At 45.0% G+C, this 17,443-nt stretch carries 13 protein-coding genes and 1 rRNA gene; 1 reads left to right on the forward strand and 13 read right to left on the reverse strand.

Features of this window, described 5'->3' with window-relative positions; translation table 11 throughout:
- Positions 1-75, reverse strand: a 16S ribosomal RNA gene (locus AC3WQ3_RS28115); the annotation flags it as partial.
- Positions 76-638: 563 nt separating this feature from the next.
- On the opposite strand from AC3WQ3_RS28115, the gene AC3WQ3_RS28120 reads away from it, so the two are divergent.
- Entirely contained in the window at positions 639-2,000 is a 1,362-nt protein-coding gene (locus tag AC3WQ3_RS28120) for a molybdopterin-dependent oxidoreductase (RefSeq protein ID WP_492474316.1), read from the forward strand.
- 121 nt (positions 2,001-2,121) lie between these two features.
- Here AC3WQ3_RS28120 and ligA read toward each other — a convergent pair whose 3' ends face one another.
- The 12 genes from ligA to AC3WQ3_RS28180 all read right to left on the reverse strand — a co-directional run.
- Complete coding sequence (gene ligA, locus AC3WQ3_RS28125; protein ID WP_492474317.1) at positions 2,122-4,140, reverse strand: NAD-dependent DNA ligase LigA; 2,019 nt, start codon at positions 4,138-4,140, stop codon at positions 2,122-2,124.
- Positions 4,141-4,397: 257 nt separating this feature from the next.
- The gene (gene pcrA, locus AC3WQ3_RS28130) at positions 4,398-6,758 is read right to left on the reverse strand and encodes a DNA helicase PcrA (RefSeq protein WP_492474318.1); all 2,361 of its coding nucleotides are present in this window, start codon (positions 6,756-6,758) and stop codon (positions 4,398-4,400) included.
- Positions 6,759-7,046: 288 nt separating this feature from the next.
- Positions 7,047-7,733 carry a heptaprenylglyceryl phosphate synthase gene (pcrB, locus tag AC3WQ3_RS28135; protein ID WP_492474326.1) on the reverse strand — a complete coding sequence of 229 codons (687 nt, stop codon included), beginning with the start codon at positions 7,731-7,733 and terminating at the stop codon, positions 7,047-7,049.
- Between the two features lie 273 nt (positions 7,734-8,006).
- Positions 8,007-8,882, reverse strand: coding sequence for a phosphatidylinositol-specific phospholipase C/glycerophosphodiester phosphodiesterase family protein (locus AC3WQ3_RS28140; RefSeq protein ID WP_492474319.1), 876 nt, complete (start codon positions 8,880-8,882; stop codon positions 8,007-8,009).
- Positions 8,883-9,059: 177 nt separating this feature from the next.
- On the reverse strand, positions 9,060-10,460 hold the full coding sequence (locus tag AC3WQ3_RS28145; RefSeq protein WP_492474320.1) for an undecaprenyl-phosphate glucose phosphotransferase: 1,401 nt from the start codon (positions 10,458-10,460) through the stop codon (positions 9,060-9,062).
- On the reverse strand, positions 10,457-11,446 hold the full coding sequence (locus AC3WQ3_RS28150; protein ID WP_492474321.1) for a glycosyltransferase family 2 protein: 990 nt from the start codon (positions 11,444-11,446) through the stop codon (positions 10,457-10,459). Before AC3WQ3_RS28150 ends, AC3WQ3_RS28145 begins: the two co-directional genes overlap by 4 nt.
- Before the next feature lie 94 nt (positions 11,447-11,540).
- A complete protein-coding gene (locus AC3WQ3_RS28155) occupies positions 11,541-12,479 on the reverse strand; it encodes a glycosyltransferase family 2 protein (RefSeq protein WP_492474322.1) in 939 nt (312 codons plus the stop codon).
- A gap of 82 nt (positions 12,480-12,561) precedes the next feature.
- Positions 12,562-13,437 carry a dTDP-4-dehydrorhamnose reductase gene (gene rfbD / locus AC3WQ3_RS28160; protein WP_492474323.1) on the reverse strand — a complete coding sequence of 292 codons (876 nt, stop codon included), beginning with the start codon at positions 13,435-13,437 and terminating at the stop codon, positions 12,562-12,564.
- Complete coding sequence (gene rfbB, locus AC3WQ3_RS28165; RefSeq protein ID WP_492474324.1) at positions 13,437-14,459, reverse strand: dTDP-glucose 4,6-dehydratase; 1,023 nt, start codon at positions 14,457-14,459, stop codon at positions 13,437-13,439. The genes rfbD and rfbB overlap by 1 nt, the downstream gene beginning before the upstream one ends.
- An 18-nt stretch (positions 14,460-14,477) precedes the next feature.
- On the reverse strand, positions 14,478-15,038 hold the full coding sequence (rfbC, locus tag AC3WQ3_RS28170; protein WP_095359871.1) for a dTDP-4-dehydrorhamnose 3,5-epimerase: 561 nt from the start codon (positions 15,036-15,038) through the stop codon (positions 14,478-14,480).
- A 21-nt stretch (positions 15,039-15,059) separates the two neighbouring features.
- Positions 15,060-15,803: a sugar phosphate nucleotidyltransferase gene (locus AC3WQ3_RS28175; RefSeq protein ID WP_095359872.1), complete on the reverse strand. Its 744-nt coding sequence runs from the start codon at positions 15,801-15,803 to the stop codon at positions 15,060-15,062.
- Positions 15,804-15,915: 112 nt separating this feature from the next.
- Positions 15,916-17,443: aldolase catalytic domain-containing protein (locus AC3WQ3_RS28180; RefSeq protein WP_492474325.1), on the reverse strand; the 1,528-nt coding region annotated here is incomplete at its 5' end.

Consider the following 17,443-nt stretch of genomic DNA (forward strand, 5'->3'; position numbering starts at 1 on the left):
TCAAGTCCGCTCGACTTGCATGTATTAGGCATGCCGCCAGCGTTCGTCCTGAGCCAGGATCAAACTCTCCAATAAAGATGAATTCCAACAGCGTGGTTAGACGCTATGAAAATCATCTGAGGTATTGAAAAGAGCGATTAGCTCATTTTGAATCTGACGATTCGTTGTAAATCATAAGTTACTTTCCATTTGTTCAGTTTTCAAGGAACTTGTTGTCCGTTTTTGTTGATCAATGTCAACCGGACAGGATATTTATTTTATCATGTTAACCAACTAACTGTCAACACTCTTTTTCGTCATCATTCAAACTCTTTCGACAATCACTCGTTTGAAGCGACAAGAAATAATATACCATGTATGAATTTAGATAGCAAGCATTTTTTAATCTTTTTTTCAAAGAGCATTCAATATATATATATTAGCAGCCATATCTTTCTTCTCATTTTTAATAAGATGGACTTTACCTTTATAATGCGCTCTAATGTGACGGTTTGATGTGAGTGATCCAAAGCTTCTATAATGAGGTATATACAATAAAGAGAAAGCAATGACATAGCTCATTTAATACGTTCTTTATTTTCACCGCTTACTACATAAGGAAGATTTACTGCTTATAACTTTATTTGAGGTGATCACTCTTGGAACAGTGGCTAAAAAAACTTCGCAAAGGGTACGGCAAGAAACTCGTGTCTCTCCACTTCTGGAATGCCTGGATTGTAGTGATCCTCGCCGTGACGGGACTTATGCTAGTCGGTGGCTTCTGGCGTGAACTACTCGGGATTGGGCGCGTATGGCTAAAATGGCTGCATATAATTGTCGGGTTGGCTATGCTAGCCCCTGTTGTTTATTACTTGATCCTGGCGAGTAAACACTGGAAACAGCTCCGGAACAGGCCTTGGCAAAAAGTGAATACAATCATCGTGCTTGTTCTGCTGGTTGGCTGGTTAATCTCAGGCATTGTGTTGTGGCAATTTAAACTCGCAGGACCAAAGTGGTCCAATGCAGCGTTACTAACTCATGATTTGTTAACTTGGTTGGGTCTGCCCTATATTATCTACCACTCCATTACCCGTACCAAATGGTTGAAAGATTCGAAACGCCGCACGGTGATTGCCACCACATCGACGAAAGACATCCATGGCACTGCCGATTCATTGGGTACATCTGGAGAAAATACTGCTGCTGCAATTTCAGCTCCTAGTTCGGATCGTACTGCTGCAACAAAATCGCCCGACCAACCCCAGAAACTCGAACCCGTGTATACACGGCGTGCATTTATTCGGTCTGCTGTGGGTGTGGGGTTAGCCGTTACCCTCGGCCCTACCTTTGTCTCCTGGGTTGGACGTAATCTCAGTATCGATAACAGCATCGACAGTATGCTGGAGAATGACCCCAATCGGATGAGTCCGCTGCCGCAACCTGCGGCTGCCTCTTCCCCTCCCATTGGAGGAGGAGCTGAAGGTCATTTCCGAGTATACACGGTTACGCCTATCCCTTCCTTTTCAAATGAGAATTGGTCATTCCGGATTGATGGGCTTGTCGAACGGGCACAGGTCTGGAACTGGGAACAGTTCGTTAAACTCGCGCGCACTGTACAGGTTAGTGATTTCCATTGTGTAACTGGCTGGTCCGTATACAAAAACACATGGGAAGGCATTTCTCTTAAACAGCTGCTGACCCAAGCCGGAGTTAAGCCCGGAGCACACAGTGTCAAATTTTACTCTGGAGATGGGGTATATACGGATGCCATTACGATGGATCAAGCACAGATGGATGATATCATGGTCGCAGTAATGCATGATGGCAAACCCATCCCAGCAGATCTCGGTGGTCCCGTACGACTTGTCATCCCCCAGATGTATGCCTATAAGTCAGTTAAATGGTTGAATCGCATTGAACTCATCGACAGCGAACATATCGGTTACTGGGAAGAACGGGGATATGACAAGGATGCATGGCTTACAGGGGCAGCACAGCGCCTTCCCAATATCAGTTCCTAACGTTTCATCTCCATCTATGTGGAGTTTATGAATGAAAAAAACATCCTACAAATGCATAGCAAAAACCCCCGATCCACCTAATGTGGCTAAACGGGGGTTTCTTCGTTTGCTAGCTTATAGGTTAGCCCTGCTGATTCAAAAGACGAACGAGTTCATCCTCATCCTCAATCGTCGGGATGCCCAGATCATGCGCTTTGGCCAGCTTGCTGCCTGCCTTCTCTCCCGCAATGACAAGGTCGGTCTTTTTCGAGACACTGCCTGTGACTTTCGCTCCAAGTGCTTCCAGTCTTTGCGTCGCCTCGTCACGTGTCAGTTGATGCAGTGTTCCGGTCAGCACGACCGTTTTACCACTAAAGAAGGAGTCTTCGACTATCACTGCTGGTGCCTCAGGTGCCTGTGCCTTCACGCCCAAGTCCAGCATCTTTTCGATGGCAGCCTGGGTAAATGGATCTGCGAAAAACGTGACAATACTCTCCGCCACAATGCCGCCTACGTCAGGAAGTTCAACAAGTTCATCTACGGTTGCATTCATGATAGCGTGCAGATCACGATAATGGTCGGCCAGCATACGCGTAGTTGATTTACCCGTATTCGGAATGCCCAGCGCGTACAGGAACGATGCAAGGTCACGATCCTTACTATGCTCCAGCGCAGCGAGAAGGTTATTGGCTTTCTTTTCACCAAACCGCTCCAGCTTCACCAGATCATCAAATTGCAATGTATACAGATCCGCCGGCTCACGCACACTGAGCTCATCATACAGCTGAATCGCTGTCTTCTCACTGAATGTCTCAATATCCATGGCATCACGGGAAGCAAAATGGGAGATTCGGGCCACAGTCTGCGGTTTACAAGCCAATTTGTTATTACAGAACAGATGCGCTCCGCGCTGCTCCAGTGGGAATCCGCAAGCCGGACACTGCTCAGGATATATGATCTCCTCGCCATCACTCTCTTCCGTCACTTTACCCAGGATTTCAGGAATGACGTCATTGGAGCGGCGGATAAAGACACGTGTGCCCAAGGCAAACTTCAGATTTTTACGCTCAATATCGCCCACATTGTTCAATGTACAGTTCGAAACCGTTACTCCCGCCAGTTCGACCGGTTCTACACGTGCGAGCGGAGTTACTTTGCCGGTACGGCCCACATTCCAATCCACGGATTTGAGTACAGTTGTGGTCTCTTCTGCTTCGAACTTATAGGCTACAGCCCAGCGTGGGAACTTGTCCGTATAACCCAGCACTTCACGTGTGCGCATATCGGTGATTTTGATAACGGCCCCATCAATCAGGTAGTCCAGCTGTCCCCGATTCTCCTGAATGGCGGCAAGCTGTTCCATCACATCATCAAATTCATGGAAGTACGTAATCGATGGGTTAACTTTGAAGCGATTCTCACGCAGAAAATCCATCATCTCTTGATGATTGGCAAATTGAATGTCGTCCGAGTACCCTACATTGTAAAAATAGGCATTGAGCCTGCGCTCGGCCGTCGTCTTCGGATTCAGGTTGCGCAGTGCTCCGGCTGCTGCGTTACGGGCGTTTTTGAGCGGCTCTGCTGCTGTTTCATTGTACCGGTTCAGTACGGACAGATTCATGATGCCTTCGCCTTGTACTTCAATCGTACCGTCGGTATACGGAATTCGGAGCGGGACGGATTTGATCGTTCTAACCTGGGCCAAAATCCCTTCGCCAACGGTTCCATTCCCGCGTGTAGAAGCCTGTACCAATTCACCATTGGTGTACGTCAGGTTCAGGGTGAGCCCATCAAACTTCAACTCAATAACGTAGCCGGGTTCCGGTAAAGGGTTGCCTGGATTTTTGCTGTTGTAGTCATTCACGAGCTTCAGTACACGAGTATTCCAGCTCCGCAGCTGCTCGATGTTTTGGGCTTTGTCCAAGCTCCACAATGGAGACAGATGGCGATGCGGGGTAAACCCCTTCAGCAGTTCGCCACCGACACGCTGTGTTGGAGAATCAGGCAAAACCATCCCGCTCTCCTGTTCGAGGGTAACCAGTTCGTCATACAGGAGATCATATTCCTTGTCACTGATCTGCGGCTGATCCATCGTGTAGTACTGATAATTATGCTGGTTCAGCTCGGTAACGAGTTGCTCCATCCGGTGCATCGGGTCCATACAGGGCCATCCCTCCGTTAATTTAATCTATGTAGAACGAACACTCAAATTGCACTTGAACTAAGCTGACAGAACAACTTTCCGATCGCTGTTATCCCCGGATTTCTTTTTTTTACTTTTTAAAGGGGGAAATCCGGGGATGAAAGGCGAAGGGTATGCTCACGAAGCAGCTTTCCTTAGGAAAGCTTTTAACTTCGTTTCTTCAAGTTATTTCTGCCCTCTTCGTTATTATGCAATATTGAAGTTTCGTTCTTAATCTATTCTACTTTGGTAATAGGAGCAAAGCCGGCGAGCAGGCGTTTCACACCGACCGGAGCCGGGAATGCAATTTGCAGTTCCGTATCATTTCCGGTACCTTTAACCGCAACAATGGTACCCGTACCCCATTTGCCATGCTGCACTTTATCTCCTGCTTTGAAGCCTGCTTCACTATTCGAAGCTGCGGGCTTGGAGGCAGATGTTGGCGCAGCATATGTTGGACGCGAGGTACTTGTGGTCACACGGGAAGTTGGCGTGGACGAAGTAGCCGAAGAGCCACTTCTGCTCTGCTGTTCAAAGAGCTTGGCCGCACTTCCACCACCAAAGTTACTTCCTCCACTGGAGCCAAGTCCACGTCCTCCATAGGAACCTCCTGCATTGGCACCACGACGGTAACGGTCACGGGCAATGGATGTATCTTCTTTTAGCTCATCCGGAATTTCATCCAGGAAGCGCGAAGGTGGGTTCGCCGTTGTGCGTCCGAACAAGGTACGCATCTGGGCACAAGACAGGAAGAGCTGTTCTTCTGCACGGGTAATCCCTACATAAGCAAGTCTGCGTTCTTCCTCCAGCTCTTCATTATCCATAAAGGCCCGGCTGTGCGGGAAGACGCCTTCCTCCATACCCACGATGAACACCACAGGGAATTCCAGACCTTTGGCACTGTGCATCGTCATCAGGGTAACGGCGTCGCTCTGATCCTCTTCATCATCGTTCATGCTGTCGATATCTGCAATGAGTGCCAGATCGGTGAGGAACGAGACGAGCGTTTTGTCTTCATTATTTTTCTCAAATTCCATGGTCACGGAAAGGAACTCTTCAATGTTTTCCAGACGTGCACGGGATTCAAGTGTATTTTCATTCTGCATCTCAAGGCGATACTGACTCATCTCCAGAATCTTCTCGGTCAGTTCGGTTACAGACAGGTACTCTACCATCTGATGCAGTGCAGCAATCATGTCGTAGAACTCCACCAGTGCGTTCCGCGTGCGGCCCGCAAAGCCGAGATCGTCCACAACCTGAAGCACACGGAATATGGAAATCCCCCGCTCTCCTGCTGCAGCTGCCAGCTTCGCCACCGTTGTATCCCCGATGCTGCGTTTAGGTACATTAATGATCCGAGTGAGGCTGATATCGTCGTCAGGGTTAGAAAGCAGGCGCAGATACGCCAGAATGTCCTTGATCTCTTTACGATCATAGAACTTGATGCCGCCGACAATCTGATACGGAATATCAGACTTGATCAGAATTTCCTCTATTACCCGCGACTGGGCGTTGGTACGGTACAAAATGGCATGGTTTTGATAGGATTTGCCGTTCTTCACGTTTTTACTAATCTCAGAGGTAACAAAATACCCCTCATCATGCTCGGAGTCCGCACGGTATACCTTGATCTTCGAACCGCCCTCCTTGTCCGTCCACAGCTTCTTCGGCTTACGACCGGAGTTAAGGCCAATGACCTCATTCGCTGCATTCAGGATGTTGGACGTCGAACGGTAATTCTGTTCCAGCAAGATGGTCTGTGCCTCTGGATAGTCTTTCTCAAAGTTCAGGATATTGCTGATATCCGCTCCACGCCAGCGATAGATCGATTGGTCACTATCCCCTACGACGCAGATCCGGTGATGACTATCAGCCAGCATGCGGCACAGCATATACTGCGCACGGTTCGTATCCTGATACTCATCGACGTGGATGTATTGGAATTTCTTTTGGTAAAAGTCGAGGACTTCCGGCACTTCCTTGAACAGTTGAATGGTTGCCATAATGAGATCGTCGAAGTCGAGCGAATTGTTGGCTCTCAGACGTTTCTGGTACATTTTATATACCTTCGCCACAATGCCTTCAAAATAGTCGCCAGCCTGCTTCTCATACTGGTCAGGACCGATCAATTCATTTTTCGCGGTACTCATCATGGCCTGAACGGCTTTTGGTTCGAATTTCTTGGTGTCGATATTCTGGTCTTTCATACAGCTGCGAATAACGGATAACTGGTCGGATGAGTCCAAGATACTGAAGTTCGAAGTAAAACCAATGCGTTCAATGTCACGTCGCAGGATGCGCACACACATGGAGTGGAACGTGGATACCCAAATGTCGCGGCCCTGTGAGCCACCAACGAGCTGGGATACCCGGTCCTGCATCTCACGAGCGGCTTTGTTCGTAAACGTAATCGCCAAAATGCCCCATGGAGGTGTCTTGCGTGTTGCGATAAGGTAAGCAATCCGGTGTGTCAGCACCCGGGTCTTACCACTGCCCGCTCCGGCCATAATCAGTAACGGTCCATCGGTTGCCTCGACGGCTTGCCGCTGAGGGGTGTTAAGCCGTGCCACGGCATCATGTATATTTACAGGTTGCATGCATGCATGCTCCTTTCGTTGGTTGATCGGTATAACAGATCTATCAGTTACACTTGGACTTCGATTGCAAAACCATCTTCCGATCGTCGTTATCCCCAGATTTTTTGATTCCCTTTATGAAAGGGAAAAATCCGGTGATAAATACGAACACTTCGTTTCTTCAGCTTGGTTCTGCACTCTCCGTTTCTGTGTAAACATAAACTTGTATACGAATTGCTTATTTAGTAGGGCAAAGTTCTATTTTAACAGATTGTAAGGGGAAATTGGGGGAATGGTAAACTAAACCGATTAAACGGTTTTTTTTACGGCTTGTACCGTTTCAAGTGCCTTCTTCAAATCGCTGTACACAATGTTACCCACGACGATGGTGTCTGCAACTTCAGAAGCTTGTGCAGCTTTCTCGGGATTGTCGATTCCCCCGCCATAAATGAGATGTGCGCGATCCAGTTGTCTATGTGTCTCGCCAACCAGCTCCATATCGCCAAACGCTCCGCTGTACTCCATATATACAATAGGAAGATTGAGCAGCCGCTCTGCAGCTTGGGCATACGCCACTGCCGCACCAGCCGTCAGCTCTGTATCTGCTCCAGTCAAACGCGCTACGGTGGAGTCAGTATTCAGCACGATATACCCCTCGGCAATTAGCAGATCCCACGGTATGAGGTAACCAAAACGTTCGATGGCCTGTTGGTGGTGCCCAATCATCCATTTGCTATCCGTGGCATTCAGCACCATCGGGATCAGATATCCGTCAAAACCAGGGACAACCGCCTCCAGATCGGATACTTCCAGCACACAGGGCAGCTCGTAGCGACGCACGCGGGACATCAGGTCTACCGTGTTATCATAGGTGATTCCCGAAGACCCCCCAACGATAATAGCATCGGTTCCCGACATACATACCAGATCGAGTGCTTCATCCGTGATTTCCCGGTCCGGGTCGAGCTTAAATACGTGTCTCCACTGCTTAATCATGTCTATCAACGAACATTCCTCCAGAGGTTCTTCTGCATCCTAAAAAGCTTGTAAACTAAGTCTAAGTCAGCAGGCAGTGAGTGTCAATGTTCGCATAAAAAGGGGAACAAAAAATCACAGACTTTTCCCTGTAAAGTGCAGGAATCAGTCTGTAATTTTTAAGAGGAAGGATGTTATCTCGCTATTAATCAAACAATGCTCAAGTAATCTCGAGTATTAATGAAGGGCTACTTTTCTAAGGAGAATGAAAATTGATTTTCCACAAAATAAACATTACGGCTTCAAGGCAAAGCGAGTATTCATCTGATCCAGCTCTTCTTCCGTCAACACATCTGAATAGACGCCATACACGCCCCACTTTTCATAGTTGGCCACCTGGTCGGTGTCATTGATGGTATGCGCGTAAGTAACGGCGCCTGCCTTCTTCAGTTTGGCGACAAAATTCTGATTTACTTTATATTCCGGCATGGTTACGGCATCAATATCATTCTTTTCCACAAAATCAACGACCTGTGCTTCGGTATCCTGCGTCGCATAGAGGGTATAAATAATGGACGGGAACGCATAGATTTCTTTCACGGTTTCCAGCATGGGCTCATTATAAATCTGCACGACGATGCGATCCAGTACAGATGGATCTTTCTTTTTGGCAGCGTTGACGAGAGAAGATAGCACCTGCTGAATATCCTCATCTTTCTGCTCCTTGGTATCCGTTACGATATACATATCGGGATATTGCGCCAGCACATTAATGATGCCCTCAGCGTCCATGGGTTGGTAGATACCCAATATTGGGGTACTCATAAATTCATCATGCGTAAGTGCACCAGCCTGTTTGTCTTCAGGAAGCTCCTCTTCCTGCCCTAGCAGTTTGCTCATATTGGCAGTCCATTCATGTCTGGCTACGGCTACGCGATCTGAGGTGAGCATGAAATCGATCTCAAATACTCTTGTGCCTTTCTCATAATTGGCGATCATCGCCTCATAGGCGTTGGTATAAGGCTGATCACGGATACTGCCCATGGCGTGAGCAATCAGTCGGTAGGCTGTAAATCCATCGCGCTGTTCCTCACTTTGACTCTCATAGGCAAAAAACAGGGTCCCCACGGTAACGATCAGTAGTGTAATGACGGCAGCGATTCGTTTCATATGATGTTCACATCCTTTAGGAGTGATATTGGAGGTAGAGTATATAGCTAATAAGATATGACAGCGTATGTGCGGGATTTCCTTTTTGATAGCTAACTACCCGAATTGATGAGGGGTAAAACAAAAAAGCCGCCCGGAGGCAGCTGTTAAATGGTGGTACAGTTTAGTCTGTTGAATCTAATACGCATTCTTGAGACCATTTCGAATGGTTTCCCATATGATTTTGATATCGAATAATAAAGACCAGTTTTCAATATAAAAGATGTCCTGTTCGATCCGATCCTCGATGGAGGTATCTCCTCTTAATCCTTTACTCTGCGCCAATCCCGTAATGCCTGGACGGACGTGATGTTTAATCATATACTTCGGAATTTCATCCCGGAATTGATTCACGTAGTATGGACGTTCCGGCCTTGGACCAACCACACTCATATGACCGAGCAGCACGTTGAAGAATTGAGGCAATTCATCCAGGCTGGTGCGTCTTATAAATGTACCGAATGCCGTTCGACGCGGATCATCCTTCGTGGACCAACCGGTGTCGACTACACCTTCAGGAATGACTCTCATGGAGCGGAACTTAAACATCATGAAGTTGCGTCGATTGAGCCCAACACGTTCTTGTTTGAAAATGACCGGTCCAGGCGACGTCAATCGTACGCCTAGTGCCACGATGGCCATCACCGGGGAAGTCAGTATGATAGCGACGAGCGAGAACAGAATGTCAAACGCACGTTTCATTAGTCGGTTTACGGCCATATCCAGTGGGATATCACGCACGTTAATCATCGGCATGCCAGCAAAATTGTCGAAATGCGGCCGGGCCGGAAGATAATCAAAGAAGTCTGGAATAATCAGTGTCCGTACCCCGGCCTTCTCGCACACTTCAATGATATGCGGATACTTATCGTGAGCATCCAAAGGAAGTGCAAGAATGACTTCGTCGATCATACGAGTCGACAGGATTTCTTCCAACTGGTCAATGCGTCCCCTGATCGGCTTGTAGCGCTGCTGCTCCTCTTGATCCCAGCGACGATAATCATCGAGAAAACCATATACCTCGTACCCGAGATCAGGATAACTACGGAGGTTATCATAGAAACGTTTGCCTAAAGAACCTGCCCCAAGGATCAATACGAATTGACGGTTGAAGCCCTTTTTCCGTAATCTTCTCAGCTGAAGTTTGACGATATAACGGTAGATTAGGGTGAAGGCAACGTTGCCGATCATGTACATGGCTAGATAGGCACGAGAAATGTCGACTTCCTTAAAGAAGAACATTAAGCTCATCAGCATAAAAAAAGCAATGCCATGGACCTGAATCAGTTTCACAAATTCATCTACAAAACGTTTTTTCCGTTTGGGTACGTATAAGGAGACCATTAAGCCGATGAGGAGAGCCAGCCCTCCATATACAATACTCCATACAAAGTACCTCTCAATCGGCAGTGCACCCTGGTTGATCAGAAGATTGCTCTCAAACTTAATCCACCAAGCCATTAAGAAGGAAAACTGTATCACCAAGAAATCTGCCGCAATATACAGTTGGGTCAGAAATTGCTGATTACGCCGAATCATGCTTTCACCTCGGAAGATGTCTCACGAACTTCCGCACCACGGGATGATAATTCTTTTTGGGCAGCTGGTCTAATCAGCTTATTGCGGATCAGAGACAATGAGAATTTTAATGAGATACCGAGCCATACGGCTGTGTTGGTCAAAATACCATAACGCTTAGCATAATGTTTACGGTGGAAAACCCACATCGCTCTATGAAACTCATAAATGATTTTCATAGGTTTACGCCGGGCACTCGCACCTTTGTAATGCACAATATATGTACGTGGGTAATAATAAATGCCCCAGCCCGCTTCTTTTATGCGATAACACCAGTCGATATCTTCACCGTACATGAAGAAGGTTTCATCCAAGCCGCCCACTTGGTCGATGGTTTCACGCCGCACGAGCATGAACGCACCAACAAGACAGTCTACCGGATACTCATCATCCGGGCTGAGATGTCCCAATTGGTACTGGTTAAACTGTGGACGATCCGGGAACATACGTGAGATACCGAATGCATAATAAAAAGAAGCCGATGGCGTTGGAAATCCCCGCTTGCACGCTTTATCCAGGGAACCATCAGGAAGAATCACCTTACAGCCGGATGCCCCCATCTCGGGATGAATGTCCATGAATCCGATCATGATATCCAAAGTATCCTTCTGTACAACCGTGTCCGAATTGAGCAGTAGAATATACCTTCCTTTGGCAATTTCCATGGCCTGGTTGTTAGCAACGGCGAAGCCCGTATTGTCCCTATTGGCAATCATACGAACCTCTGGATAAGCTCCTCCGATCGCTTCCACGGATCCATCGCGCGATGCATTGTCAACAACAATGATTTCATATTGAAAGGAAGTAAGAGATTTATACACCGATGCCAGACAGTCCAGTGTCAGCTGGCGTGTATTGTAGTTAACGATGATGATGCTAACATCAGGACTATAGTTGTTATTATTTTCCAATACCCCTCGTAAGGGATCTTCTGCTGTTTCGACCATTTTGTAAAACTCCTGACTTTGTAATGCTGTGTTTAACTATTGAAAGTATAGCATATTATGGGCGAATATGTGGAAAGCAGAACCAACCTAAAACTTATACCTTCTTCAGGACGTATATGAGCTTAAGAACAAGGTTATCCAGAAAAGCTTGACGGTAAAAAGGCATCTTGGCCGCATATCCAATACGTTTAATCCAAGGGCTGTCCAGTTGGTTTAAAAAGCGATGAATGTCCTTTTGTTGTTGAGCAGATAATTGATCTTTATGGAGTTGTAAGAACATCTTTGCTTGTTTGCTTAATATAAAATGATTTTTACCATTCATGAATCTACTCCATCTGTTCTTCCATTTCATGATAAAACCTTCGTTGCTTCCACCCAAAACATTATTTTGATGTTGTCGATACAAGATCATCGGCTCTTCATCAAAGATGACCTCACCAAATGCACTAACATAAAGATAGATCCACCAATCATGCATAATAACCTGATTTAGATCGGAGGGAATGTTTGCCTTAACTTGCTGAAAAGCAATTGGATTCAGTACCATAGTGCAGCCCACGCAGCAGTTTTCGACCATGGCATTATGCATGCTTAACGGCTTAGGAGGAAGGGTCGGCCACACATTCAGGTTGTTCAGATCCTGATCCACCATTTGTGTAGAAGAACAATACATTAGTGGAATGTTTGATTGACTTAATTGTAGTTTAGTTACTGCCCTTATAAGTTTGTCAGGCTTCCACACATCGTCCTGATCACAAAATGCGTAAAAATCATACACAGGCTCCGTTTGGCACATCAGTTCAAAAAAACTCCCGATCACGCCCAAGTTTTCACCTTCAATAACTTGGATCCGGTCTGGGTGAGATTTCGCATATTTGTTTAACTTTTGAACAGTTTCGTCAGAAGAGCCATCATCTCTAATATTAATCTGGACGTCTACCTGACTCTGTGTAAGAAGACTTTCCATCTGTTCATCAATGTACTTTGCTCCGTTATATGTAGAAAGCATAATGCATACTTTAGGTTTATTCACGTGTCACCTCAAAATCTGACTTTTCTTTATTATATACGAAAACTCCCGCCCAAAAGTAAGAGCGAGAGTTACATAAGTGCTACTATGGACGTTCCTTATTTGACAACAAGCTAATAAATTCACGCAGGCCCTCCCGCCATGGGCGGATATCCGCCAAACCATTCGTTCGAATGGATAGATGATCCATTACCGAATTACGCGGCCTGGGAGCTGGTCTGGGGAACTGCTCTGTCGTACAAGGCTCCAATTGTGCTTGGATGGTAAACCCTTCAACATTTCGAGCTTCCGCAAAGATCGCTTCCGTGAATTCATACCATGTACAAGTACCACTGTTGGAAGCATGATATACCCCATACATTTCTGTTTGCATAAGCTCTAGGATAAATCCTGCCAAATCAACGGTAAACGTAGGTGACCCTTTTTGGTCATGTACCACCTGTAACTTTGGTTTTTCCTGACCCAATTTCAGCATCGTTTTGACAAAGTTATTCCCGTACAGGCCGTAAACCCAAGAAGTACGCACAATAAACCATTTGGAGGACAACGATTGTACCAGTAATTCTCCCGCCCGTTTGGACTTGCCATATACACTTTGCGGATTCGTGTTATCGTATTCCTGATAGGGAGATGGCGAGTTGCCATCAAAGACATAGTCCGTACTAATATAAATTAGTTTAGCTCCAGCTCTTTCTGCCGCTACAGCAATATTGCGTGTTCCAACCGCATTCACCTTATATGCACCATCGATATCTGTTTCCGCTGCATCAACGGCAGTATAAGCCGCACAATGAATGACCGCTTCAGGATGATAGGAAGAAATGACTTCATTACAGTGTGCCTGATTCGTAATATCCATCTGATCCCGATCACAAGCAAGAACAGCATGCCCCTCCTTCTCCAAAAGAAGAACGACATCCCGTCCCAGTTGTCCGTTTGCTCCTGTAACCAAAACCTTCATTACTTCACGTCTCCCAATCGAGAGCCATATTGCTTGGCATAGTACTGTTGATAGACTCCAGACTGAATACGAGTCCACCATTCTTTGTTATCCAGATACCATTGGATAGTCTCCTTGATCCCGGTTTCAAACGTATGCTTTGGCTTCCAGCCGAGTTCAGACATCGTTTTGGCCGGATCAATGCCATATCTGCGGTCATGCCCAGGCCGGTCTTGCACGTATTTGATTAAGGAATCCGGCTTGCCGAGTTGCTCCAAAATGGTTTTCACGATGTGCACATTAGTTCGCTCATTATTGCCGCCGATGTTGTATACTTCACCGTTACGTCCTTGATGAATTACCAAGTCAATGGCGCTGCAGTGGTCTTCAACATAGAGCCAATCTCGAATGTTTAATCCATCTCCATACACAGGCAAGGCTTCATCAGCAAGGGCCCGTGAAATCATCAGAGGAATCAGTTTTTCAGGGAACTGGTACGGACCGTAATTGTTGGAACAGCGTGTGATATTTACTGGAAGGCCAAAGGTCTCATGGTACGCGCGCACAAGCATATCCCCACCTGCTTTCGAGGCCGAATAGGGGCTGTTTGGCTGCAACGGTGTCTCTTCCGTAAATAGGCCTGTTGGACCCAACGAACCATATACCTCATCCGTCGATACCTGAACAAACTTGGTCACATTTTGTTTTTTAGCAGCTTCAAGCAATGCCTGGGTACCATTCACATTCGTCCGTACAAACACATCTGGTTCCAATATGCTGCGGTCAACATGTGATTCGGCGGCAAAGTTAACGACAACGTCCACCTCTTGACCGATCAGGTGATCCATCTGGGCAGCATCTGTAATGTCTGCTTTGACAAAGGTATGACGTGCGTTGCCTTCAAGTGATTTCAAGTTTTCCAAGTTGCCTGCATACGTCAGCGCATCCACATTGATGATTTCGTAATCAGGATGCTGGTCCAGCATATACATCACAAAATTACTTCCAATAAAACCGGCCCCGCCGGTAACGAGCAGTTTCATAGTGTTAGAACCTCCTAATTACTTCACTTCGAAATTGAAATTGATCTCCGCATCTTGAAGTAAAGGATGTCTTTGGTCCTTATCTGACAAAGTCGGACTAGATGTAGGCCAATCAATTCCAAGAGCCGGGTCACTCCATAATATGCCGCGGTCGTTCTCCGGGGAATAGTATTCGTCCACTTTGTACAAGACTTGGGTGTTTGGTACCAGTGTACAAAAGCCATGAGCAAATCCTTTGGGTACCAGTAGCTGACGGTGATTATGTTCACTCAAGATGAAACCCTCCCACTGTCCGTAGGTAGGGGATCCTTGACGAATGTCCACGATAACATCGTAAATCACACCCGAAATAACCCGAATTAACTTCGTTTGTGCTTTGGGATTAAGTTGGTAGTGCAATCCGCGCAACACACCAGGCTGAGCAGATAAGGATTGGTTATCCTGAATAAAGTGGTAATTGATTCCTTGTTGATTCATAAGCTGCTCATTGTAACTTTCCATAAAAAAACCCCGGTGATCTCCGTGAACCACCGGTTCAATCAAACAGGCACCTGTCAGCTTGGAAGGAGTGATTTTCAATTATTCCGCATCCCTTCTCTTCTATAACTTTAACTTCCCGAACTCGTTTCCGAAAACAATATTCTGCGCCAATTCATTGGCCCGTGCCAACGACGTGTGAGTACCTGCGTCCGTCCACCAACCCTTAAGTATATCGTAGGTTAGATTTCCTCGTTCAATGTACGCATTGTTTACGTCTGTGATTTCCAATTCGCCTCTTGCAGAAGGCTTTAATGTCTTGATGATCTTAAAGACTTCACTATCAAACATATATATGCCTGTTACCGCATATTTGCTTTTGGGTTTTTGAGGTTTTTCTTCAATGGATACGATGCGATCGCCGTGTAACTCAGGCACTCCGAAGCGATGAGGATCGTTGACTTCTTGTATCAATATTTTGGCTCCGGACTTTTGCTCGCAGAAATTAGACACATACTCAGTAATATCGTCCTCAAACACGTTATCACCAAGGATGACGACCATTTGATCGTTACCTGTAAATTGTTCTGCCAATCCAAGTGCTTGAGCTATTCCTCCTGCTTCATCTTGCACTCGATAAGTGAATGAGACACCTAAATCACTTCCGCTACCAAGAAGATTAACAACGTCCCCCATATGTTCTTTGCCGGTAATCACCATGATGTCGGTAAGGCCAGCTTGTTTTAATTTATATGCAGAATGAAAGATCATCGGATACTTGCCTACAGGAAGCAGGTGTTTATTAGTTACCTTAGTTAAAGGAAAAAGGCGGGATCCTGTCCCGCCTGCAAGAATTATGGCTTTCATGAGTAACCACCCTTATCTACCCAGGCTATGACCCTATCCCAGAGATTTTAAAATTGAAATTCTAAATATATGCGAATCAACTTGAAGGGAGATACGGGACGATTGAATACTGTTATACCCAATCATTGTCGATATAAAGAGTAGGAGTGATACTTCTTACTTTTACTTTTTCACTAAATATATTTAGAAACTGTCTAATTTCCTCATTAATATTAAGAAGGATCTCCTCATCGAGATAAGTCTCCATACTTCCTGAAATATAATTACCACTCGAACCTTTGTGATATCCATCAAATCCTGCAAAAGTAACCTCTTTAAGGTTCATTTGATCAAGAAGGTTAAGCAACATCAGGGTCGAATTATCCTTCACTCTATCAAATGAGTTTAACAAACTCGAATAATTTATCCGAAACTGGTTTTTAAATTCTTTCAATCCAATATTCGAGGTAACAATCACTTTATACTGTTTATTCGGATCACTTAATTCATTTTCAAGACTGCCTATTCTTTTTCTATTACTAAAGAATACAAAATCAGAATCTATACCATTAGGTAGAAACTGAACCGATATAATTACAGGCTTTTCAGCCTCTATAAAGCCATCAATTTTGTCTTTATATTCAACAATACTCTTCCCAGGAGCTAACACCAAAATTTTTTTATCTTTTATAATCTTTTTGAGTTTCTTGATGTCTTCATTGTCATTAATCCAATGGGCCTGGAAATCTAAATATAATTGCTCAACAAGTTTATTATCATATAGTTCTCTATTTTCTATAGGAATTGAAGTAAGAATCTTCGCAATTAAATTAACTTGAAGGGTCTTTTTATTAATTAAAAATGTGGCATAATTGGGGTGACAGTTATGAATTGCGGCTAAATAGTATGGAACTGAATATCCCCAACTATATTGATTTCGAATCGAAGAGATACATTCATCAATAATCTCAAGTAGGTAGCTTATATCATAAACTTCTCCCAAATTAGAATTAATATATTCAGCTATTAGCTCAGTGTTTAAATTCCCTGCTCCCCGCCCCATGCCATAAACAGAAGAGTCAATAAATATTGTTCTTTTAGCATGAAGAGAAACTAATTCCTGAGAATTCGAAAAAGACAATTGTAAATTGTTGTGCGAATGGAAACCGATTTTAATTTCAGGATTTAAATTATAGTCAATAAGATAATACATCCTGTGAACGTCGTTTTTAGTCATTGTACCTAATGTATCAACAATATAGAAGGAATATGGATTTAGTTCGTTCACCATGTGGATTAATGATAATAATTCTTCATCCGAGTAGCTTGTTGTTCCAACTGGTTGCACAAACACCTTATAGCCCTTACGTTTGACTTGTTTACAAAACTCCAATGCGTCTAGCATTTCTTCCAAATGGAAAGTAATCCTAATACCGCTGATTGATCTACCATCAAAAATTTTAAGATTATTGATATCTAGCTCACCAAACCGAGTCATTGCTACAAATTCTGTGTTACCTCTGTTCTCTGGGATAAACTGTTCAATTTGATCAACGCTGTTGAATAAACTGCAGTTGATATCATACTTCTCAAAATCTTCTAGGAAGCCACATTCAATATAATCCATCCCAGATTTAGTCAAGTTATTAATAATTGTTTTT

Source organism: Paenibacillus sp. FW104-T2 (genome assembly GCF_058789975.1).